Annotated in this window: 21 protein-coding genes and 1 tRNA gene; 13 read left to right on the plus strand and 9 right to left on the minus strand. The window is 67.6% G+C overall.

Features of this window, described 5'->3' with window-relative positions:
- Positions 1-519: 519 nt before the first annotated feature.
- From FCF25_RS10030 to FCF25_RS10060, 7 genes are read right to left on the minus strand one after another with little or no spacing between them, the layout of a single operon-like run.
- The gene (locus FCF25_RS10030) at positions 520-1,056 is read right to left on the minus strand and encodes a hypothetical protein (protein ID WP_137048545.1); all 537 of its coding nucleotides are present in this window, start codon (positions 1,054-1,056) and stop codon (positions 520-522) included.
- Positions 1,053-1,511 carry a hypothetical protein gene (locus FCF25_RS10035; RefSeq protein ID WP_137048546.1) on the minus strand — a complete coding sequence of 153 codons (459 nt, stop codon included), beginning with the start codon at positions 1,509-1,511 and terminating at the stop codon, positions 1,053-1,055. Before FCF25_RS10035 ends, FCF25_RS10030 begins: the two co-directional genes overlap by 4 nt.
- On the minus strand, positions 1,504-2,181 hold the full coding sequence (locus FCF25_RS10040; protein ID WP_137048548.1) for a hypothetical protein: 678 nt from the start codon (positions 2,179-2,181) through the stop codon (positions 1,504-1,506). The genes FCF25_RS10035 and FCF25_RS10040 overlap by 8 nt, the downstream gene beginning before the upstream one ends.
- Positions 2,178-2,759 carry a hypothetical protein gene (locus tag FCF25_RS10045; protein ID WP_174786376.1) on the minus strand — a complete coding sequence of 194 codons (582 nt, stop codon included), beginning with the start codon at positions 2,757-2,759 and terminating at the stop codon, positions 2,178-2,180. The genes FCF25_RS10040 and FCF25_RS10045 overlap by 4 nt, the downstream gene beginning before the upstream one ends.
- Positions 2,752-3,495: a hypothetical protein gene (locus FCF25_RS10050; RefSeq protein ID WP_137048550.1), complete on the minus strand. Its 744-nt coding sequence runs from the start codon at positions 3,493-3,495 to the stop codon at positions 2,752-2,754. The genes FCF25_RS10045 and FCF25_RS10050 overlap by 8 nt, the downstream gene beginning before the upstream one ends.
- Entirely contained in the window at positions 3,492-5,393 is a 1,902-nt protein-coding gene (locus FCF25_RS10055; RefSeq protein WP_137048551.1) for a type II secretion system F family protein, read from the minus strand. Before FCF25_RS10055 ends, FCF25_RS10050 begins: the two co-directional genes overlap by 4 nt.
- Complete coding sequence (locus FCF25_RS10060; protein WP_254425854.1) at positions 5,390-7,657, minus strand: type II/IV secretion system ATPase subunit; 2,268 nt, start codon at positions 7,655-7,657, stop codon at positions 5,390-5,392. The genes FCF25_RS10055 and FCF25_RS10060 overlap by 4 nt, the downstream gene beginning before the upstream one ends.
- A 242-nt stretch (positions 7,658-7,899) precedes the next feature.
- Here FCF25_RS10060 and FCF25_RS10065 point away from each other — a divergent pair, with 242 nt between their 5' ends.
- A complete protein-coding gene (locus FCF25_RS10065) occupies positions 7,900-8,154 on the plus strand; it encodes a hypothetical protein (RefSeq protein WP_117592465.1) in 255 nt (84 codons plus the stop codon).
- A 20-nt stretch (positions 8,155-8,174) separates the two neighbouring features.
- Here the strand turns inward: FCF25_RS10065 and FCF25_RS10070 are convergent, their stop codons facing one another.
- Positions 8,175-9,608: a S8 family serine peptidase gene (locus FCF25_RS10070; protein WP_117592463.1), complete on the minus strand. Its 1,434-nt coding sequence runs from the start codon at positions 9,606-9,608 to the stop codon at positions 8,175-8,177.
- A 282-nt stretch (positions 9,609-9,890) separates the two neighbouring features.
- Between FCF25_RS10070 and FCF25_RS10080 the strand changes: the two genes are divergently transcribed.
- From FCF25_RS10080 to FCF25_RS10120, 10 genes are all read left to right on the plus strand, one after another.
- Complete coding sequence (locus FCF25_RS10080) at positions 9,891-10,583, plus strand: YqjF family protein (protein WP_137048555.1); 693 nt, start codon at positions 9,891-9,893, stop codon at positions 10,581-10,583.
- A 223-nt stretch (positions 10,584-10,806) separates the two neighbouring features.
- Positions 10,807-12,249 carry a sulfatase gene (locus tag FCF25_RS10085; RefSeq protein WP_137048557.1) on the plus strand — a complete coding sequence of 481 codons (1,443 nt, stop codon included), beginning with the start codon at positions 10,807-10,809 and terminating at the stop codon, positions 12,247-12,249.
- 2 nt (positions 12,250-12,251) lie between these two features.
- On the plus strand, positions 12,252-12,677 hold the full coding sequence (locus FCF25_RS10090) for a GtrA family protein (RefSeq protein ID WP_117592454.1): 426 nt from the start codon (positions 12,252-12,254) through the stop codon (positions 12,675-12,677).
- A 261-nt stretch (positions 12,678-12,938) separates the two neighbouring features.
- The gene (locus FCF25_RS15620; protein WP_168191234.1) at positions 12,939-13,097 is read left to right on the plus strand and encodes a hypothetical protein; all 159 of its coding nucleotides are present in this window, start codon (positions 12,939-12,941) and stop codon (positions 13,095-13,097) included.
- A 276-nt stretch (positions 13,098-13,373) separates the two neighbouring features.
- Positions 13,374-13,553: a hypothetical protein gene (locus tag FCF25_RS10095; protein ID WP_117592450.1), complete on the plus strand. Its 180-nt coding sequence runs from the start codon at positions 13,374-13,376 to the stop codon at positions 13,551-13,553.
- Positions 13,554-13,808: 255 nt separating this feature from the next.
- Positions 13,809-14,873 carry a metallophosphoesterase gene (locus FCF25_RS10100; protein ID WP_137048559.1) on the plus strand — a complete coding sequence of 355 codons (1,065 nt, stop codon included), beginning with the start codon at positions 13,809-13,811 and terminating at the stop codon, positions 14,871-14,873.
- 84 nt (positions 14,874-14,957) lie between these two features.
- The gene (locus tag FCF25_RS10105; RefSeq protein ID WP_137048561.1) at positions 14,958-15,932 is read left to right on the plus strand and encodes a DUF4129 domain-containing protein; all 975 of its coding nucleotides are present in this window, start codon (positions 14,958-14,960) and stop codon (positions 15,930-15,932) included.
- Positions 15,929-16,480, plus strand: a complete 552-nt coding sequence (locus FCF25_RS10110; RefSeq protein WP_137048563.1) for a hypothetical protein — start codon at positions 15,929-15,931, stop codon at positions 16,478-16,480. Before FCF25_RS10105 ends, FCF25_RS10110 begins: the two co-directional genes overlap by 4 nt.
- Positions 16,477-17,751 carry a DUF58 domain-containing protein gene (locus FCF25_RS10115; RefSeq protein WP_137048565.1) on the plus strand — a complete coding sequence of 425 codons (1,275 nt, stop codon included), beginning with the start codon at positions 16,477-16,479 and terminating at the stop codon, positions 17,749-17,751. The genes FCF25_RS10110 and FCF25_RS10115 overlap by 4 nt, the downstream gene beginning before the upstream one ends.
- Positions 17,748-18,245 (plus strand): hypothetical protein, encoded by a 498-nt coding sequence (locus FCF25_RS10120; protein WP_137048566.1) that lies wholly within the window; start codon positions 17,748-17,750, stop codon positions 18,243-18,245. The genes FCF25_RS10115 and FCF25_RS10120 overlap by 4 nt, the downstream gene beginning before the upstream one ends.
- 37 nt (positions 18,246-18,282) lie before the next feature.
- Here FCF25_RS10120 and FCF25_RS10125 read toward each other — a convergent pair whose 3' ends face one another.
- Complete coding sequence (locus FCF25_RS10125; protein WP_137048568.1) at positions 18,283-19,245, minus strand: MoxR family ATPase; 963 nt, start codon at positions 19,243-19,245, stop codon at positions 18,283-18,285.
- Positions 19,246-19,369: 124 nt separating this feature from the next.
- Between FCF25_RS10125 and FCF25_RS10130 the strand changes: the two genes are divergently transcribed.
- Positions 19,370-19,454: transfer RNA gene (locus FCF25_RS10130), tRNA-Ser, on the plus strand.
- 410 nt (positions 19,455-19,864) lie between these two features.
- Positions 19,865-20,872: an AI-2E family transporter gene (locus tag FCF25_RS10135; RefSeq protein ID WP_137048570.1), complete on the plus strand. Its 1,008-nt coding sequence runs from the start codon at positions 19,865-19,867 to the stop codon at positions 20,870-20,872.
- Positions 20,873-20,891 lie beyond the last annotated feature (19 nt).

The following is a 20,891-nucleotide window of genomic DNA, read 5'->3' on the forward strand; positions in this document are numbered from 1 at the left end:
GACCGGCGAACGACCGCGACGACGAACTCGCTCCTCTCTCTGACCTCTCTAACTGCCCCTCTGGGCGCATATATACGACGTAGAGACGGTGCCATCGTCTCTGAATGACTATCCTCTATGTGTTTTCCACCCATCCGTGAATCCCTCAAGTGTTCGATATCGAACAGCTATCTTGTTATGCGGCTCATAGCCTCTGGTCACTACCGAGGTGTGTTACGAAACACATGATTTTCTTCTGAAACTTTCACGGAGGGCATTCTGTCTTCCGTGTCGTCCGCAAGCAACCAATATTAGCCTCCGGAGCGGCCGAACGACAACTGCCGTTCCGCGACAGACCGACGATACACGGGGACCATCCTCAACTTCGTAACTATCGATGGCGTATCGAGATGTTCGTCACCGCTGTATCGTTCGAGGGGTTACCGAACCACTTCGTAAACGTTCTGACGCAAAAATATGACATTGCACGGCACTCAGCGGGCCCGCGGCCGTGCCACTGCGCAGTTTCCTGTCGTCGCCTCAGACGCGCCAGACGTCGGTCATCCATCGTTCCCCTCGGTCGGTCGTCACCCGAACGTCGAGACCCACGGCGACGACGACGGACTCTCCGGCTCGCTCCTGGACGACGACCCCGTCGAACGACTCACAGGGGCCGAACTCGCGGTTCGGTCCCGCCGGACAGTTCTTCTCGGCCCATCGCTGTGCGACCGTCTCGTTCGCCGTGATTCGATAGACGACGCCGCGTTCGACTCGTGAGGATTCGATCTCGTCGACGTAGCCCGTAAACGTCTCTTCGAACGCGTCGACGGCCGCGCCGCGTTCGTCCCAGCCGTACTCGCCGTCGTGGCGCGTCGCGGACGCGTGAACCGCTCTGTCGAGCGCGCGTTTGACGTTTTCGCCGTTGGTCACCGGTTCGGAACTGGCGCTTACGTCCTCGTGGTAGCCGAGCTGGTGGTAGGCGAGGGCCATCGGGACGAGGGCGACGGCGATGACCGCGGCGGCGACGAGGACGAGCTGCGCCCGCTCGCGCCTCACCTCCGAACCCCGACGACTCACGCGTACCACACCCAGATAGTCACGTCTCCGTTTACCGTCGTCGTCGTCGATCGGCCCACGGGGACGCCGGCGGGCTTTCGAAACCCGACCGAGCCGTGCGGGGTGCGGAGGCGGAACAGTACGTTCTCGGGGACGATGCGACGAACCCGACGCTCGAGCGAGGCCGATTCGCGTTCGAACGTCGACGGCGACGACGATACCTCCGAGAGTCGCGTTACGCCGCCGTGGCGCGGCGGTTCGCTCGATAGCACCGTTATCGAGTCCTCGGCGTACGCGTCGAGCTGCGCCTCGTGTGCGCCCGTCTCCGGGAGCGCGACGCCGAAGCTCGCAGCTACCGCGAGAACGAACACGACGCCGATACCGGCTTCGACCGCCGAGAGCGACAGTTGCCCGCGGGCGCTCGAACGCGGCCCGCCTCCGGTCGAGCGCCGCCGGCAGAGACTCCGCTCACGCATCGACGGTCACCGTCAACACCGCCTTGGTCGTCCGTTCGGGGTAGTACGCGAGCGCCACCTCGGCTTCCGACCCCTCGACGTCGAAGTCGAGCGTCAGCGTCTCGTACCGCGACGTTCGCAGCGTCGTCTCGCCGTCGAGGCCGTCCTCGCTGTGGAGAGCGACGCGGTCGTTCACCCGGACCGTCTCGACGGTCGTCTCGGGGCCGGTGTCGACGGAGACGTCGACGCGAGTCGTCCGCCGCGGGAGCGTCACCGAGTCCGAATCGGAGACGTTCACCCGCCTGTTTTCGGTCGTCTCGTCGGCTACGAGTACGACGCGTCGAACTGTCGCCCCACCGCTCGGCGTCCCCCGTTCGACGACGGTCGACTCGCCGATTTGAACGCGTACGTCCGCACTCGCGACGCCGGGGGCGAGCAGTTCGAGGTCGGCGGGAGTGAGACTCTCCACCGCGTCACTGTCGAGGACGTTGTCGCGGACGGTCGTCGAACTGTCCGCCGATACCAGTTGCGAGGCCAGCGAGGTGGCCGCCCGTCGCTCCATCGCGTCACGTTGTCCGCTTTCGAGTGCGCCGTCGGCGAGCGAGACGCCGATGCCGGCGACGGCGGTCAGCACGACGAGTGCGACGGCGAGCACGAGGAGGTTCGCCTGCCCGCGTTCGTCGCGCGTCACGTCGACACCTCCGGTCGCGTCGGCGCGGTCAGTCGCTCCGTTTCCGACGGTTCTGACGGGGCCGCACCGTCGACGAGGCGGACGACGACCCCCGTCTCGTCGCCCTCGACGACGACCGACTGCGCCCCGCCGCTGGTCCACGACCCCTCGACGGCGCTGACGCGGTCCGGTAACGCGAGCGCCAACCGACCGCCGAGTTCGGCGTCGGGGTGTTCTAACACCAGCGCCGCCGGTGTCCCCGACTCGCCGTCTGCGGCGCGGATGCGATAGTTCGCGCCGCGTATCGTCGCCGGCAGCGACACTCGCTGCTCGCTCCGAACGTGTGCGGTATCCGGCGGCACCGCCCCTTCGACGTTCTCGGCGGCGCTTACGAGCACCCGGTCGCTCACGTCGCGAGCGACTGCGGTCCGGTACTCCGGGACAACGCCGGCAAACAGCGTCGTCGTGACGAGTGCGACGTAGAGGAGGACGACACCGACTTCGAGCGCTTTCCCCACCGCCGGAGCCATCGCGCGGTCCCGCGATCGCGGCGAGCGACCGGAGAAGTTCCGGCCGCCGAAACCGCATCGGTCAGCCACGACGCACCTCCAGTCGCATGTCGTGAACGACGACGTACGCGACCCGTTCTCCCGGGAACGCGGCGACGACGCTCTCGATACCGTCACCGTCGAAATCGTGTCTCGTCACGGTCGCACCCGACTCCTCGAACTGCTGCTCCCACGGTTTCGGCGTCTCCGTCTCGACGGCGAGGCGGTACTCGTCTTCGGCGAGGCTGCGGCGCTCGTGAGTGACGTTCGTTTCGAGGACGACGCTCGACGCGCGGCTACCGGAAATCGCCGTCGACTCGGCGGCGTTCAGGCGGGCGACACCGACGAGGAGGACGCCGTCCGAGGCGGCGACTGGCGGCGGTTCGTACAGCACGGCCCGGCCCGGCCGGCCGCGGACGATGGCCCCACCGAGAAACGTCACCCGGCGATCGCCGGACTCGTAGACGAGACCGTCCACGCGGCGCTCGACGACAACGCCGGAGTCGTTCAGTAGGCGGACCGAACGTTCGACGGTTCGCAGCGACCCGTCGGTGAAGGAGACTCGGCCGCGGGCCGGGCCGGTCGTCTCCACGGGGTCGAGCGCGGCGTCGAAGTCGGCGGCGACGCGGGTGGCGTCGGCGCTGGCGGCGTTCTCTTCGACGACGACGCCGATACTCGCGGTGAGCGCGCCGAGGCTGATGACGGTGACGCCCAGAAGCAGGGCGACGCCGACGACGTTCGCCTGCGCGCGGCGCGACCACCTCGCGTTCGCGTTTCGGCCCCTCATATCATCCCCGCCCCCGCGAAGATGCCGTAGCAGACGGCGACGAGCAACCCCGAGTGCAGGAGCGCCTCGTACCAGTTCCGACTGGCGGTTCCGGCGAACCACCCGGAGGCGAGCATCGTCGCCTGCGTGACGGCGTAGAAACGGAACCGGTCGCGCGCCGGTTGCACCGCGTCGGGGTCGAGCGTCGCGCCCGTCCCGCCCGACAGCGTCGACAGCTGGGCGAACCCGTCGAGCACGTAGCTGTTGACGGCGACGGCGATGCCCGCGACCAGCAGCGCCGTCGTCCACCCGACGGCGACGTAGACGAGCATGTTCGAGCGGAGCGCCTGCTTGTCGTGGTACAAGCGACCGATCTCGGTCTGGAGCGTGTCGAACACCGCTTCCGCGTCACTCCCGGCGTCGAGCGCGCCCGTCACGAGCCCCATCGTCTGCGCGGCCAACGGCGTTCCGACGCGTTCGACGAACCGGTCGAGCGCCGCCGGGCGGAGTTCCTCCTCGGACCCGGCGTTCGTCGTCAGCGAGAGGTTGAACGCCAGATCCGCGACGTCCGGATTTAGTGCCCCGAGGTCGACGTCGCGGGCGACGAGTTCGACCGCTTCGGGAAACGGTCGCCCGAGACTCACGTGGCCGGAGACGGCGTGAACGAACTCCTGTATCTCGCGGTCTTTCGCGTCGTCGAGTTTCGCTCGGCGAACGGCGACGGCACCGACGGGGAGCGCGTACGCGACGTACCCCAGCAGGCCGACGTTCAGCGGGTGGACGCCGTTTCGCCACAGTAGCGCCGCGACGACGCCCGCGGGAACGATAACGACGACGCCCGTTGCGGCCGGGTTCCGACCACACGTCACCAGCAGTTCGAGCGGGTTCGAGGGTCGATGGTAGCTGTTCGTCTGCCCAGGCGGCCGCAGCGAGGAGACGAGCGCGCTGGCGGCGAGGCCGACGACGAGGATGAACGCGGCGCTGCCGTAGACGACGAGCGCCCGCGTCGAAACGCCGCCGAGCGGTGTCGAAATCGGCTGCGACAGCCCCGGTGCGAGCACGCTCATCACCGTCAGGACGATGACGAGCAGCGTCGGCATCACGAGCAGAACGATGAACAGTTCGGCGACGAGCTCGAGAAAGCCGGTCGCACGCTGGCGAGCGCGCTCCCGGCGGTGGCCGAGCATCCGACTCTCCATCCGCAGGTAGTTTGACAGCGAGTCCGAGCCCTGACTCGCGTGCTCGCGGAACTTGAGCAGAAACGGCGCGAGCAGGTCCCGAGACGGGGTGTCGCGGGCGACGCGCCGAAGCCCCTCCTCGACGCTGCCGGTGAGCGCGGCGCGGTTGAGCGCCTTCCGAATCGAGACGGCCGTCTCGCCGTAGGCGTCGCCGTCGGCCACCTTCCTGAGCATCGCCCGCTGACCGTCGCTGCCCGACGACAGGGCGTGCAGATAGCGTACCGCGCCGGGAAGCGTCCGTTCGATGCCGGACCGCCGCGCCGCGGCCGTCCACCGCAGATAGAGTCCTCCGAGTCGGATCACCGCGCGTTTACCGACCACACCGACGACGAGGGCGACGCCGACCGCGAGCGTCGCCCGCGAGAGAACGGGTAGGTCGCCCGCCGCGAGAAACGGCGTCGCGGACTCGACGATCTCCGCGAGAGCGTCGACGGCGTTCGCGTCGAGCGCCGTCAACACGAGAAACGTCGGTGCGGCGAAGGTTCCGCCGAGGACCCACGACGCGCCGTACACCCGCGCCAGAAACACGTCGAAACTAACTCGCATGTCTGTTCCACGGTAGTGTCGGCGGTCGCCGACGTGGCGTCGGGAATCGGCGTGTCTGGCGAACAGCGCATACAGCGCCCTGTCCGGGACCGAGAGAGTGTGCCCGCCACGGGAGGGGGCCGAACGGACGCTCATCTCGGACCGCCCTCCGCGTCTGCACGCTCCGTTCGACTGCCCTCTCCGCCGTCGGCTACTGCGTGCGTCGCGCGTTCGACCGTCGCCGCCTCGTCGGTTCTGAGGTCCGCGAGGAAGGCGAACAGCGTCTCGAAGTCCTCGACGCCGTCTCGGCAGAGATACTGGACGTACCGGTGTTTTCTGTGGAACTCGGCCTCGACCGCTTCGACTTCCCTGTCGGTCCGCTCGGCGAGTCGGTCGAACGCCCGGAAGCCGACGTGACGCGCGTCGTCACCGCGTTGCGGGTGTCGGTAGTCGATGTCGAACTCTCCGTCGGTGCCGCGCCAGGCGACGCGGTTCCAGTGAACTTTCGAGCCTTCCTTATCGACGACGCCACAGCCGTCGACGCCGCGTTCGCGCAGCGCCTCGTATTCGGACTCGGTGAGGAGTTCGACCACGTCGCCGACGTAGCGCTCGCCGTCGACGCGGCGGGGGAAGACGACCAGGTCTAATTCGCGCAGGAGGTACGCCGGCAGCCCCTGTTCGACGACGCGGTTGACGAGGCTCTCGACGTCCTCGGCGTGCGTGGTGCCGATGACGCCGTGGCCCGTGTTGAGCGTCTCCGCGAACGTCTCGAACGAGGCGGGCGTGTTTATCTCGGCGATGACCTCGACGTCGGGGTTCAGGTAGTTCGTCTCGGTCATCAAATCCGCCATCGTGACGCGTTTGTACTCGCTCTCGTGGTCGCGAGTCGTCAGCGAGACGCCCGTCTCGTGCGGGAGATTCACCTCGCGAGAGCCCTCGTCGATGCTGATAGGTCGCTCGTCGAACGGAATGAAGGGCATGTGCGCGTTCATCAACGTCGTCTTCCCGACGCCGGTCGGTCCCGAGAAGAGGACGACGCCGTGGTGTTCGTACAGCATCCACAGCAGCGTCACCAACTCGGTCGACAGCGCGCCGCGTTCGACCAAGTCGACGGGCGTCATCGTGTTCGGCGACTGCTTCCGAATCGAGACGTGGGGACCGCCCTCAGAGATGACGGGGAGCGCGACGGCGCAGCGAATCGTCTCCTCGACGTCCGGCACGTCGAGGTTCACCTTCGCGCTCGGCGAACTACCGTTGAGTTCCGTACCGTCGCTGGCGGCGAGTTGGACGACGACGTTGACGAAACTCGTCTCGTCCTCGAAGGTGAGGTTCGTCGGGATTCGGGTGTCGGCGGCAACGTCGGCCCGCGGGACGACTTTCACCCGCTCGCCGACACGATTCGCCTCGATGTCCTCGAGGTGCGGGTCGCGCAGCGGGACTGTCAGAATCCCCTCGCCGACGTAATCGCGCAGTACGTAGTACACCAGGTCGTCGAGGCGGTCCGAGGCGTATCGACTATCGACCGGCGGCACGGCGAGGCCGTACTCCGCGAGCGCATTTTTGAGCCGATAACTGGTCGCGTCGAGCCACGCACGAGTGTTACGGGCGGTGAGCCGGCGCGAGAGGAACTGCCGGGCGCGGTTGCGGACGAACGCCTGTCGGTCCTCGACGACGCCGTCGACGTTCGCCTCCCAGATGCGCTCACGGCACTCGTCGATGAGCGCCTCGTCGCCCGGCAGCAGGTCCGGTTCGGAGACGGCGTACTTCGTCGTGAATCGGTCGTTGCCGAGCACGCGCTCGCGGTAGACGACCACCTCGACGCCGAAGCCGCAGAACGGAACCTCGTAGCGGGTGAGGCGCTCGCCGGCGACCCGGTCGACGAACTCGGCGTCGTCGGTGAACGTCGTCGTCGCGGGTGCGTAGTCGTCGGTGTGGACCAGCAAGTCGGCCGTCGTTCCGCCGACGTCGGCGACGTCGATGCGGTCGTCCAGTGCCAGCGGCGTCACGTCGTCGAACAGGCGGAGTTCGCAGAGCGCGAAGTAGTCGACGCGGCGGCGCGTGGCGGGCGACGTCTCGAGGAGTCGGTCGAGCGCTCGCTCGTACTTCGGCGGTAGACCCCGCTCGGCCTGCTCTTTCGCGCCCTCTCTGGTGAGGGGTCGACTCCGACTCACCGACGAGAAGTACTCGCGGACGCGTTCGAGGGCGACTTCGCCGCGCGGTCCGAGCGACGGTTCGCGTATCGAGTAGTGAAACCCCGTCCGCGTCTCCTCGACGGTGGCGACGACGCCAGGGTACACTTCGTACTGGGCGCGAACGTCGGGTGCGTACCAGGCGTCCCCATCGTCCGGCGGTAGCGGCGGCGGAACGTGCGTGTTCGGCGACCCTCGCTCCGCCCCGGAGGCGTCCACACGGGTCCCCACCGCTGACGTCGAGTCGGTCCTTTCGTCCGATTCGTTCGACATCTTCGAGAGTTTAACCCTCTTTTCTTTTTTAAACTCTTCGTCTCGAACATGAACGAGGTAGTAGTTTTAGATTATAGAACGGAATCTGGGCGACTGGGGCCGGTTCGTCGAGAGCGGATGTCGTCGTCTCGCTCAGAAACCAGTCGCACGATTGGCGTATCTGAGGATACATCCCGCCGAACGCAGTACGCTCAGGGACGATGAGCGACGTAGACCGACTGGAACGACGGGTACGAACGCTCGAGCGCCACGTGTTGGGTGCGGAGGCGGAGGACTACGCCGGCTCCTCGTCGGAGCGAACGGAGCAACCGCTCAGCGGGTTGGTCCACCGCGTCCGACGACTCGAATCGGCCGTCGTCGACGAGGAGGAGTCACCGAGTCTGCAGCAACGCGTGCGAGAACTCGAACGGCGCGTCGAGGAACTCGAAACGTCGGACGCGCGAAGCGAACGGTAAGCGGTCGGCCGAGTACCCGCTTACTGCGCGGCTTTCACCAGTCGTTTCAGGTCGAGGTGACCCGCGCCGTGGTAGGCGTCGTCGCTATCCTTCACGCTGCTGGCGGTGTCTCGGATGAGCGCCTCGACCTCCTCGGCACCGGCGTCGGGTCGCAGCGAGCGGACGAGCGCCACTGCTCCCGACACCTGCGGCGCGGCCATCGACGTTCCGGCCTTCCAGCCGTAGCCGGCGACGACGGAGCCGTCCTCCTCGACGAGGTTGACCGTCGAGAACACGAGGTCGCGCTCTGCGCCCTCGACGCCGCCGTCGAGCGCGTCGAGGTCGGCGTCACCGCCGGCGGCGGAGACCTCGACGGCGCTACCGTAGTTCGTGTAGAACGCCGGGTCCGTCGTCTCCTCTTCGAGGCGATTCCCGGTCAGCCACTTCTCCTCGTTGTCGGAGTGCTTGCCGCCCCAGCCGTAGCCGATTGGGCCGGTGGCGGAGACGCCGAAGATACCGTCGACCTCGGTCGGCAGGCTCAGAATACCCTCGGCGTCCATGTCGAGGCCGTCGTTGCCGGCGGAGTTGACGATAACCATCTCCTTCTCGCGCGCGTACGCGGCGACGCGGCGGTACGCCTCTTTGATGGCGAGCAGTTCGGGGAACTGCTCGGGGTCGACGTACGGATACGGGTAGCCGAGGCTGATGTTGGCGGCGTCGCAGCCCTGATTGGCCGCGTAGACGAGCGCCATGAGCGTATCGCCGGTCGCGCCCTCGACGCCGGAGAAGACGCGCAGCGAGAGCAGTTCGGTCTCCGGGGCGGTGCCGAGCACGCCGCCGGCGGGGCCGTCGTTGCTGTTCGTCGCCGCGATGGTTCCGGCGACGTGGGTGCCGTGGCTGCCCGCGCCGTTCGGCCGGAAGTCCATACCGTCGGTCGTGAAGTTCGCCGAGAGCTCGGGGTTCACCACGTCGGCGAGGTCCGGGTGCGCGTCGTAGACGCCGGAATCGACGACGGCGACGCGCGTACCCGCGCCCTTCGTCACGTCGTGGACGAACGTCCCGTCGCCGGGTTTGTCGGTCAGGTCGCCGACGTTCTGGACGCGCTTGTCCCACTGGAGTTCGGTGTTCGTCGCGGGGCCGTCGTGGTTGTGGCTCGCGCTCTCCTCGCTCGCTTTCGGACCGTCGGCCTCCGCCGCGACGCCGCCGTTCGCCTGATACACCGTCACGTCCGGCGTCGTCGCGGCCGCCCCGCCGACGGCCGCGGCGTCGCCGCGGGCGACCAGCAAGTCGACTTCCGAGAGGTCGTGGACGATTTCGACGCTGTCGGGGACGTCCGCGCGAGAGACCTCGCGAAGGTCGACGAGGAACCGGTCGTCCGCTCCTGTCGCGCCTGCTGCGGTCCCCGCGCCGAGTGCGAGACCGCCGAGTGCTGTGCCGGTGAACTTCAGGAACGTCCGCCTGTTATGCTGAGTCACGGTAGACGGTTCCACACCGCGCGTAAATATTTTACTACATGTTTCTTTTCTTGAACTTAGTAAAACGGAGCTAAAGTTGCTCGTCGACCACTCTGTTGTGCCTACGCGACGAAAGCGTAATTGCAGGCGATTCGCAGCGTGTGAGAGAGAGAGCCGTCGGTTCGCGGTTCACGGTTTGCGGTTCGCGGTTCGCGGTTCGCGGTTCGCGGTTCGCGGTTCGCGGTTCGTTCGGTGTCGCCTCTCCGACCGAAGCTTACTACCTCCTTCGCTCGTAGCGCGAGCATGGTACTCCCGCTGGCGATGGGGTGGCGGCATCTCCTGTTCGAGAACTGGCGCGTCGACCCCGACCGCCTCGCCGACCACCTCCCCGAGGCGCTCGCCGTCGACGAGTACGACGGGTCCGGCTGGCTCTCGGTGGTACCGTTCACGAACGTGAGCGTCCGCCCGAAAGGGCTCCCGCGGCGGCTGGGGCTCTCGCTCCCCGAACTGAACCTCCGAACGTACGTCACCTACGAGGGCGAACCGGCGGTGTACTTCTTCAATCTCGACGCGCAGGGGGCTCTGAGCGTCCTCGGCGCGCGGGTGTTCCACCACCTCCCGTACTACTACGCCCGAATCTCGCTCGAACTCGACGACGGCCGCGTCGAGTTTCGGAGTCGACGACTCCACCCCGGCGACAGACCCGCACACTACCGGGCGACCTACTGGCCGACGGGCGACCCGTTCTCCTCGGCCGACGACCCGCTGGCGGCGTTCCTGACCGAGCGTTACCGGTTTTACACGGAAGCGCCCGACGGGACGGTTCGGTACACCGATGTCGACCACGACTCGTGGACGCTGTATCCGGCCGACGCGACGGTCGAAACCGAGACGCTCTTTCGCGCGAACGGCTTCGCTCGGCCCGACGGAGAGCCGATTCGTTACTACAGTCGGGGTCTGGACGTCGTCACATCGCCGAGCGCGTCCGTCCGATAGGGTGGCGCCGACAGGGTAGATCAGCGTTCTCGAGCCCGAACGACCCCGATTCACGCCAATCGTCGAAACCGAAACTGTGACAGGGGTGACCTGCGTAGGGAGGACGTTACTGGCGTCCACGCCTTCGACACTGACTGGACCGCCTCGTCGACAGCGTCGGTGGAAACGGCGGTCGGGTGGAGACCAGAGGGGCGCCAGTCTGTGGCAACACGGCTCGCTACCCATGACGACACACGCCGACATCTCCAACGTGGTACTCGTGACGGTCGATTCGCTCCGTTCGGATGCGATCAGTCCGTACGACTCCGATCGGCACACGCCCGTACTACAGGAGTTGGCCGACCGAGGGACGGTGTTCGAGAACGCGTTTGCGACGGGGAACTGGACGCCGTTTTCGTTCCCCGGACTGCTCGCCTCGCGTCCCGTGTTCGCGGATACGGGTCGCATCGGCGTGAGCGAGTCGCCGACGCTCGCCGAGACGCTCTCGGAAGCGGGCGTCGAGACGGGCGGGTTCAACGCAGCCAACGGGTTCCTCACCGACCACTGGGGGTTCGACGAGGGGTTCGACGAGTTCGAGCCGTTCGTCGCGGACGTCGGGTCGAGTCTCTACGGCCGCTATCTCGCCGCTCACCCGACGGTCGAAGGGTGGCTCCAGCTCGCCGCCTCGCCGTTCCGACGGCTCTCCTCGCGGCTCAGACGCGACGGCGACGACAAGCCGTTTCTCGACACCTCGCGCATGCTCGACGTGGAGCGAGCGGCGACGTCGTTCGTCGAGGACGCCGACGAGCCGTTCTTCCTGTGGGTTCACTACATGGACGCCCACACCCCCTACGTCCCCGCACCGCGCTACATCCGCGAGGTCTCCTCGGCGATGTTCGGCACCCACCGGATGCTCCTGGCGCACACCCGCACCGGCCTCGGGTGGGAGGTCGGCGACCGGACGCTCTCGGACCTCCGGACGCTGTACCAGGGGGCGGTCAGGCAGGTCGACGCGAGTATCGGTCGCCTCCTCGACAGCCTCGACGCGGCAGGACACCGAGACGAGACGGCCGTCGTCGTCGCCGGCGACCACGGCGAGGAGTTTCAGGAACACGGCCACCTCGCCCACTATCCGAAGCTCTACGACGAACTCATCCACGTCCCGCTCGTGGTCGACGTCCCGGGCGCGGACGCTCGGCGCATCGACGGACACGTCGGCCTCGACGCCGTCCCGCCGACGGTCTGCGACCTCTTCGACGTCGACTCGCCAGCGGAGTGGGACGGAGAGAGCCTCGTTTCGAGCGTCGTCGACGGCACGGACCCCGGCGCCGACCCCGTGGTCTCCGTCGCGGTCCGCGGCGACGACGTCACCCAACAGCCGATCCCCCGCAGTCTCGACGACGGTGACCTGCTCGTGAGCGTGCGGACGCGCGAGTGGACCTACGTCGAGAACACCGAGACCGGCGCACGGGAGCTGTACCACCGAGCGAGCGACCCCGACCAACAGACCGACCGAACCGTCGCTCCCACCCCTGAGGACGAGTCGGTCGTCGCTCGACTCCGCGAACCGGCGGTCGAACACGCCGAACTGCTCGCCGGAGCCGGCGAGGGTGCACTCGACGACGCGTCCGACGACGCCGTCGACGACGCCGTCGAAACCCGCCTCTCCGCGCTCGGATACCGATAACCGTGGTCCGAGCGCTGCTGCGGGCCCTCGTAGAGAGCCCCATCGCCGTCCGCCTGCGTCGCTTCGTCATCGTCGGTGCGGTCGCCGCGGGCGTCCAGATGGTGTTGCTGTGGCTGTTCGTCGAACGGGGGCGGATAAACTACCTGCTGGCGGCCGCCATCGCCATCGAGATAACCATCGTCTTCCAGTACGTGTTGAACAACACGTGGACGTTCCAGGCGTTTCAGAACACCGGGACGAACGCGTTTCTCTCCGGACTGGTGAAGACGAACCTCGTCCGCGGGAGCGCGATCCCGATCCAACTCGGTATCCTCTACGGGTTGGTCGCGTGGCGGGGCGTCCCGTACCTACTCGCCAACGGCCTCGCAATCGTCATCAGCGGCGTCTATCGGTACGTCCTCGACTCGCGGTGGACGTGGGCGGATTGACATCCACCCGAGACTGGACCCGCGGACTCCGGAGTTCCCGCTCGAACGTCTGTGAGACGCCGGTCGCCGGTTTCGAGAGCGGACCCGTACGCCGCAGGAACGGCGACGCCGCGGCCGTAGCTTCTCCTTCTTTTTCTCACGCATATTCGGTTCAAAATCGCATGACGGAGGCGGAATTTACACTTTCACCGCGGATGGACAACCTTCTAATGTATCTACCGTCACAACCAACCAAGCGGGCGCGACGCCCCCTGAGTATCTATGTTCGAATCTGTCAAATCCGTCGTCGGTCGGGAAACGCGCGACGCGACGTTCTACGAGTGTCGTCGCTGCGGAACCACGCTCGATGCGGACGACGAGCGCTGTCGGTGCTGTGGTTCCGCCGACGTCGCCGAGTACGCCGCCGAGTCGCTGGAGTGACCGCTCGACACCGCTTACATCAACGCCCCGAAGCCACCGCTTCTCCCGACGCGGTTCGCTGAAACGCAACCAGGTCGTACCCCCGGAGTCCCGACTCTCCCGCCGCTCGTCGAGTCGACCCCACCGCTCGTCGAGTCGGCCCCGCCGTTCATCGAGTCGACTCCGCCGTTCATCGAGTCGACTCCGCGCTCGCCGAGTCGACCCCGACGCCGTCGTTCAGTTTCACTTTCGCTCTGCTAGGCTCGCCTACAAGTCACTCAGTACGAATGTACGTGTATGAGCATCGCCGTGAGGCGTGACCGAGAGCAGTCGCGGAAGTGCATCGACATAACCGACCTGGCCGCCGAGGAGGTTCCCGCCTGCGTCGACCGTCAGCGCGAACGCGGCGTCGAACTGTACCTCGAACGGAAAGGTGCGAGAACGTTTCTAGTGTCCGCGCCGACGGGGAATCAGTAGTCCCGGTCACCGCACAGGGCGTCTGTCGAGCGCCGAGGCGGACGCGTCCCGACGTCGGAGTGCCGAGCGTGCGTCGACGGCCGCCTCGGCGACGAACCCGAACTCGAAGAGACGGGGCTCGGATCTCTCGTCGTCGATGGTGAGAGAGTTTCTTCGCCCGCAGATTCGAATAAGACGCGCGTTCGCTACTCTCACAAAATTATAACGCGGCCGATATGTTTACCCGCCCGGACGGGCTAGCCCCGCCGAACACCGATGTCCGGCCCCACCCGCGAAACCGAACTCGCGCATCTCGACCGACCGAAAGCACCCGAGACGACGCTCGCCGTCGTCTCCGACGCCCACGTCACTGCCGACGCCGAGGGGACGTGGAAGGTGTTTCACCGGACCGAATCCCGACTCGAATCGGTCGTCGACGACGTGAATCGGCGGGACGTCGACGGACTCGTCTTCGCGGGCGACCTGACGAAGGACGGGGCGTCCCCGGAGTTCGACCGCGTCGCGGAGATTCTCTCGGAACTCGACGCGCCGTACCTCGCCGTCCCGGGGAACCACGACGTCCCGAAAGCGTTCGACGACCACCAGACTCCCCCGCTGTCCTCGTTCGTCGCCGCGCACTGTCCCGACGAGTTGCCGTACCGGTCCCGTCTGGGCGGTCTCGACGTCGTCTGTCTCAACAGCGCCTCCGACGCCGACGGGACGCTCCGAGAGGGCCACGCGGGCCGCATCTCCGACGCACAACTCGACTGGATAGCGGACGCCGTCGACCCCGAGCGCCCGACGGTCGCCGTCTTCCACCACCCGACGACCCACGTCGGCCGCCTCGTCGAGCGGTTCCCCGACACCGACCACTACCAGCTCCGGAACGCCGACGCAGTGGTCGAGGCGCTCGATTCGGCCGGCGTCGAATTGGCTGTCTCGGGCCACATCCACTGGCCGACGGCCGCCCGCGTCTCCGGCGTCTCGGATGGGTCCGACGAGTCCGGCGTCTCGGATGGGTCCGACGAGTCCGGCGTCTCCGGCGTCTCCGACGGTCGTCCTCGCGGCGGCCGGGTCGACTCGTTCGACGGCGTGACGCAGGTGACGACGCCCGCCGCGTGTTCGTTCCCGCAGGGATACCTGCTCGTCCGCGTGACCCCCGACGGAACCACTGTCTCGATAGTTCCGCTCGGCGACGACGAGAGCCGAACCGAGGCGTACCGCCACGCCGCCGCCGACGGCGCTCGAAACGACGCCATCGTCGAGAGCGCCGACGACGGATACTTCGACTCGTTTCCGTTAGTCGACGAACGCGCACCCGAACCTCCCACCTCCGACTGAGTCTCTCCGGCGATCCGTTCGTGATTCCTGGCTGATGAGTCAGTGTCGAAACCACTATACGGCGTTGCCACGCTATCACGTGTCGTGCAGAGAGACACAGCCCTCCGGATCGGTCTCGCCGCTCTCGCCGTCTGCGCGCTCGCCCTCGCCGCCGCGACCCTCGACTCCGCGGTCGTCACCGACGACGGCGGCAGTTTCGGCCTCGGTACCTCCGACAGCGGTAGTTTCGGCGGGGGCAGCGATGCTCCCGAAGAACAACAGCCGTTCGTGAACGGCGAGAGTGAAGCGGCCCCGCTGCTGAGCTTCTGTGTTCCCTGGCTGACGCAGTGGTGGGTCGCCCCCACCATCGTCGGCGCGTTCGTCGCGATGAACGCCGTCGCCCGATACAAAACCGGGTCGTACCTCCTCGGCCTCGCGTTCACCGTCTCGTTCGGCAGCCTGGTTCTCATCTTCTACGTGCTTCTCACCTCCTGTGCGACCCCGGACTCGTCGTTCGGATTCGGCGGCGGAGAGAACTCGACCAACAGTTCGCTGTTTCCGGGCTCGGCGGGCTCGTCGGGGCTCACCGGGACCGGCGAGACGCTCACGACGCCGACGATACTGCTCTTGGCCATCCTCGGGGTCGTCCTCGTCGGCGCGGTGCTGTTGCTGTTCGTCTCCACCGGCGACGACGACGAGGTCGTCGACGGCACCGACGATACGCCCGACCCGATACCCGACGTGGCCGCCCTCGGAGCGGCCGCCGGCCGCGCGGCCGACCGAATCGAAGCCGACGCCGACACCGACAACGAGGTGTACAGAGCGTGGGTCGAGATGACCGGCCTGCTCGACGTCGAGCGTCCGCAGACGAGCACCCCCGAGGAGTTCGCCGTCGCCGCCGAGGACGCGGGGATGGCCCGCGGGGACGTGCGCGAACTCACGGAACTGTTCGAGTACGTCCGTTACGGCGAGGGAACGGTGACCGCCGACCGGGAGGAACGCGCCGTTTCGGCGCTCCGTCGCATCGAGTCGGCGTACGCCGACGGCGCTGCGGACGCCGAGGGAGACGAGAGCCGGTGAGAACCGTCACCGCGTTCGCGGGGCTCACCGCGACCGTCTTCGGCTTCGCCGTCGTCGTCGACCGGGGTCTCGCCGGGGCGTTCGGCCTCGACTACCTCGTCGTGACGCTCGTCGGCGCGCTCGCGCTCGTCCAGGGGATTCGGTACGGCCTCTCCCGTCGAAAGACGACGTTCCACGCCACGACGACCGACGACCCGGAACTCCGATACCACGTGCCGGTGCCCGGCGACGACGTGGACGTCGAGTTCGCAGGCGAGCGCTCGCTCGGGCGCGCACAGAAGCGAGAGCGAGTCCGCGAACGACTCCGCGAGGCGGCGCGCGAGACGCTCGTCGGATACGGCGGTCTGACGACCGAGGAGGCGCAAGAACGCCTCGACGCCGGCACGTGGACCGACGACCCCGTCGCGGCCGCGGCGCTCCGGGAGTCGCCGCCGCGTCCGTCGCTCGTCGCTCGCGTCCGAGCGATGCTCCGAACCGAGTCGCCCTTCGAGCGGAGCGCCCGCCGCGTCGTCGACGAACTCGTGGCGATTCAGGAGGGGAGCCGATGAGCGCTTTCGAGACGAACCGGTGGACGGGCGTCGAGGCGCTCGCACTCCTCTCGGGGAGTCTGGCGATTCTCGTCTCGCCGCGCCAGCCGGCGCTGTTGCTCGCCGGCGTGCTGGGCATCGCCTACGCCGCGTACGCCTACGGCGGCGACGCGCCGGACCCCTCGGTGGCCGTCGAACGCGAACTCGACGACTCTACGGCGGCACCCGACGAGACGGTTCGCGTCACCGTCACCGTCCGAAACGTCGGCGAATCGACGCTTCCCGACCTCCGCGTCGTCGACGGCGTTCCGCCCGCGTTGGAGGTCACGGACGGGACCGCTCGGCTCGGAACGGCGCTCAGGCCGGGGAAGCGAGCGCGCTTCTCGTACGCCGTCAGGGCGGTGCGCGGCGAACACGAGTGGGAGCCGATGCGGATTATCGCTCGCAACGCCAGCGGGAGCAACGAGCGCGCGACGGCGGCGAGCACCGAGACGGTGCTCCGCTGCGAACCGCGGCTGTCGGCGACCGAGAACCTCCCGCTTCGCGGCCTGACGACGCAGTACGCCGGACGCATCTCGACGGACGTCGCCGGCGCGGGACTGGAGTTCACTTCGACGCGGGAGTACCGCCGCGGCGACCCGCTCAAGCGCGTCGACTGGAACCGACTCGCGCGAACCGGCGAACTCGCGACGACCGAGTTCCGAGAGGAGCGGGCGGCGACGGTCGTGTTGCTCGTCGACGCCCGCGAGGGCTCGTACCTCGCGCCCGAACCCGACGCGCCGAACGCCGTCGAACGGTCGGCGGAGGCCGCCGGCGAGACGTTCGTCGCGCTGCTGGACGGCGGCGACCGGGTCGGGTTGGCGACGTTCGCCGCCGAGAGCCTCTGGCTGCCGCCGGGAACCGGTCGAGACCACCGCGCGCGCGGGCGAAGACTGCTGGCGACGCATCCGTCGCTCGCGCCGACGCCGCCGGAGGACGCCGCGTTCTTCCCCTCGATTCGCCTCCGCCGCCTCCAGCGCCGCCTGCCGGCGGACGCACAGGTCATCCTGTTCTCGCCGCTGGTCGACGACTACGTCGTCACCGCGGCGCGGCGTCTCGACGCCCACGGTCACCTCGTCACCGTCGTCAGCCCCGACCCGACGGCCGACGAGACGCCCGGCCGCCGCCTCGCACGCGTCGAACGCCGGAACCGGATGAGCCGACTGCGCCGGACCGGCATCCGGGTCATCGACTGGCGCGACGAGTCGCTGGCGACCGAACTCGCTCGCGCGCGGGAGCGGTGGTCCTCGTGAGCGAAATCACGCGGAAACCCGCGCTGCTGAGCGTCTCGCTCTCGCTGGTCGGCGCGGGCGTCTGTCTCGTCGCGGCGGCGCTGAGCTCGTCGACGGCGCTCGCGGCGGCGGCCGTCGGCGTCGTCGTCCTCGCGGTCGGGTTGGTGATCGGCGGACGCCGAGCGGTGACCGCCGGCGGCGTCGCCCTGTTCGCGGCGATCCTCTTCGGCGGTATCGCCGGGTCGGGCCCCGAACTGCTGCTCGTCGGGCTTCTCGCGGCCGTGTTCGCGTGGGACGTCGGCGAGAACGCCATCGGTATCGGCGAGCAGCTCGGTCGGGAGACGAACACGACCCGCGCCGAACTCGTCCACGCGGCGTCGACGCTCTCGGTCGGTATCGTCGCGACCGTCCTGGGTTACGGTGCGTACCAAGCCGCCGGCGGCGGGCAGCCCGTGACGGCGCTCGTGTTCCTCCTGTTGGGCGTCGTCGCGCTCGTGGCGGCGCTGCGCGACTGAAGCTGCGGGTGAAAAATCGACTCGCGTTGCGTCCGCGCTACCGCGCTTCGAACTCGACGGTCGGCACGTCGACGGAGTTGAGCACGTCGTCGACGACGTCGGCTTTGTCCACGTCCGAGACTTTCGCGTCCGGCGTGAGAACCAGGCGGTGGGCCAGCACCGGGTGGCTGACGCGCTTTACGTCGTCGGGCGTGACGAACTCGCGGCCGGCGTAGACGGCGCGGGCGCGGGCGGTCTCGAACATCCGCTGGGTCCCGCGCGGGGAGACACCGACGGCGACGCGGCGGTCGTTACGCGTCGCCTGGGTTATCTCGGCCATGTACTGCAGCAGGTCGTCGTGGACGCGGACGCGTTCGGGCGTCGCCCGCATCGCCAGCACCTGGTCTTGGGTGAGTACCGTCTCGACGGTCGGACTGCGCGTGTCGCGGCCGGCGCGACGGCGCAGCAGTTCGACCTCGCCGTCGAGTTCGGGGTAGCCGATGGCGGTCTTCACCGAGAAGCGGTCGACCTGTGCCTCGGGGAGCGGGAACGTCCCCTCCTGTTCGACGGGGTTCTGCGTCGCGATGACGAAGAACGGCTTGGGCAACTGGTGGGTCTCGCCGTCGACGGTCACCTGTCCCTCTTCCATCGCTTCCAGCAGGGCGGCCTGCGTCTTCGGCGGCGCGCGGTTTATCTCGTCGGCGAGGACGATGTTGGCGAAGATGGGGCCCTCGGAGAACTCGAAACTGCGGTCCTGCTCGTTGAAGATGTTCGTCCCGGTGACGTCGGAGGGCAGCAGGTCGGGCGTGAACTGCACGCGGGAGAAACTGAGACCGAGCGCCTGCGCGATGCTGCGGGCGGTGAGCGTCTTGCCGGTGCCGGGGACGTCTTCGAGGAGGACGTGACCGCGGGCGAGCACGCCGAGCATGATGCGCTCGAAGAACTCGTCGTCCGCGATGACCGCACCTTTCACCGTGTCGAGGACCTGGTCGCAAGCGGTGCTTGCGTCGGAGATATCCATGTACCTGAGACGCGTTCTCGGAGAACTTAGACCCACTGGCCGGTCGTGAGTGTCTCCCACAGCGGTGATTCGCCCGGAGAAATCGAAACCGATTAAACGAGGGCGGGCGATTGTGGAGACGTAAGCCGAGGTAGCCTAGCCTGGCCAAGGCGGTAGATTCGAAATCTACTGTCCATTCGGACTCGGGAGTTCAAATCTCTCCCTCGGCGCTTCTCCGACCGTCGTACTCCGAGCAGCGCGTTTCATCGCGCTGCGAGGCTCGACGACGTGAACGACAGTGGAGTGATTTGAAGCAGGGAACGAGCGTAAGCGAGTGACTGTGGTTCAAATCTCTCCCTCGGCGCTTCTCCGACCGTCATACTCCGAGCGATGCGTTTCATCGCGCCGCGAGGCTCAACGACGTAAACGCCGGCCGAGTGATTTGAACGAGAGGGCGAGCGACCGGCGGGAGCGAAGTCCGCGTAGTTCAAATCTCTCCCTCGGCGCTTTTCGGATTGCTATACTCCGAGCGGCGCGTCTCGTCGCGCGCGACGCCGCGTGAGACCCGTCGTCACCGTCCCGAAGCGCTGCGTCGGCGCGAGCCTCTCGATTTATCCGGTTGTCGGTCGTTGTAAGGGGTATGGAGCGTGACCGCTCGTTTCTTCTCCTCGCAATCGGCGTCGCCGGGGTACTCTCGGTTCTACTGCTGTACCCGTTTCTCCAGTACGTCCTCGCCGCAGTGCTTCTCGCCTACGTGTTGAAGCCGGTTCACCGCCGACTCGAACGCGTGGTCGGCGCTCGCGTCGCCGCCGTTTCCCTCATCGCCGTCTCGACGTTGGCCGTTCTCCTGCCGGTCGCCCTCGTCGTGCAAGTCGTCCTCAGAGAGGCACGTTCCGTCTTCGCCGCCGTCCGCGACCTGCTCTCGGGGGCGACGCAGTTCGAGGAGTTCACTCGGATGAACGTCTCGGTCGAAGCGCTGTTCGGCTCCGCGCAGGGGAGCGGGTCGACGCTCGTCGGCAGCGTCGTCGACGTCTTCGGCGGGCTCTCGAACGCGGTCATCGGTCTCACCGTCCTCCTGTTTCTACTCTACTACCTGCTGACCGACGGCACCGCACTCGTGGCGTGGATTCACGAGGCGATACCGCTTCCACCGTCGATTCAGGACGAACTCCACGCCCGTATCGACCGCCTCATGTGGGCGGTGCTGGTCGGCAACGTCCTCGTCGCCGTCGTCCAGGGCATCCTCACCGGTATCGGTTTCTTCGTCGTTGGGTTCCCGAGCGCCGTGTTCTGGACCGTCGTGACGGTTCTCCTGTCGCTGCTGCCGCTCATCGGGGCGTCGGTCGTCTGGATTCCGGCGTCGGTGTATCTGGCGCTCACCGGTCAGTACGTCCCGGCGGGGTTTCTGTTCGTCTACGGTACCGTGGTCGTCAGCCTCTCGGACAACTACCTCCGCCCCGTCATCGGCGGGCGAGAGGCGCGTCTCAACCCCGGGCTGTTCGTCGTCGGCATCTTCGGCGGCGTCGCGGCGCTGGGGGTCATGGGCATCTTCTTCGGCCCCATCGTCCTCGGCGTGCTGAAAGCGCTCGTCGACGTGTACGTCCGCGAGTACGCCGACACCGACGCGCTCCCGGTCGGTAGCGACTGAGGCGGGCTGGGAACGGTCG

The organism is Haloprofundus sp. MHR1, from assembly GCF_005155585.1.
GTDB classification, from domain to species: Archaea; Halobacteriota; Halobacteria; order Halobacteriales; family Haloferacaceae; genus Haloprofundus; species Haloprofundus halophilus.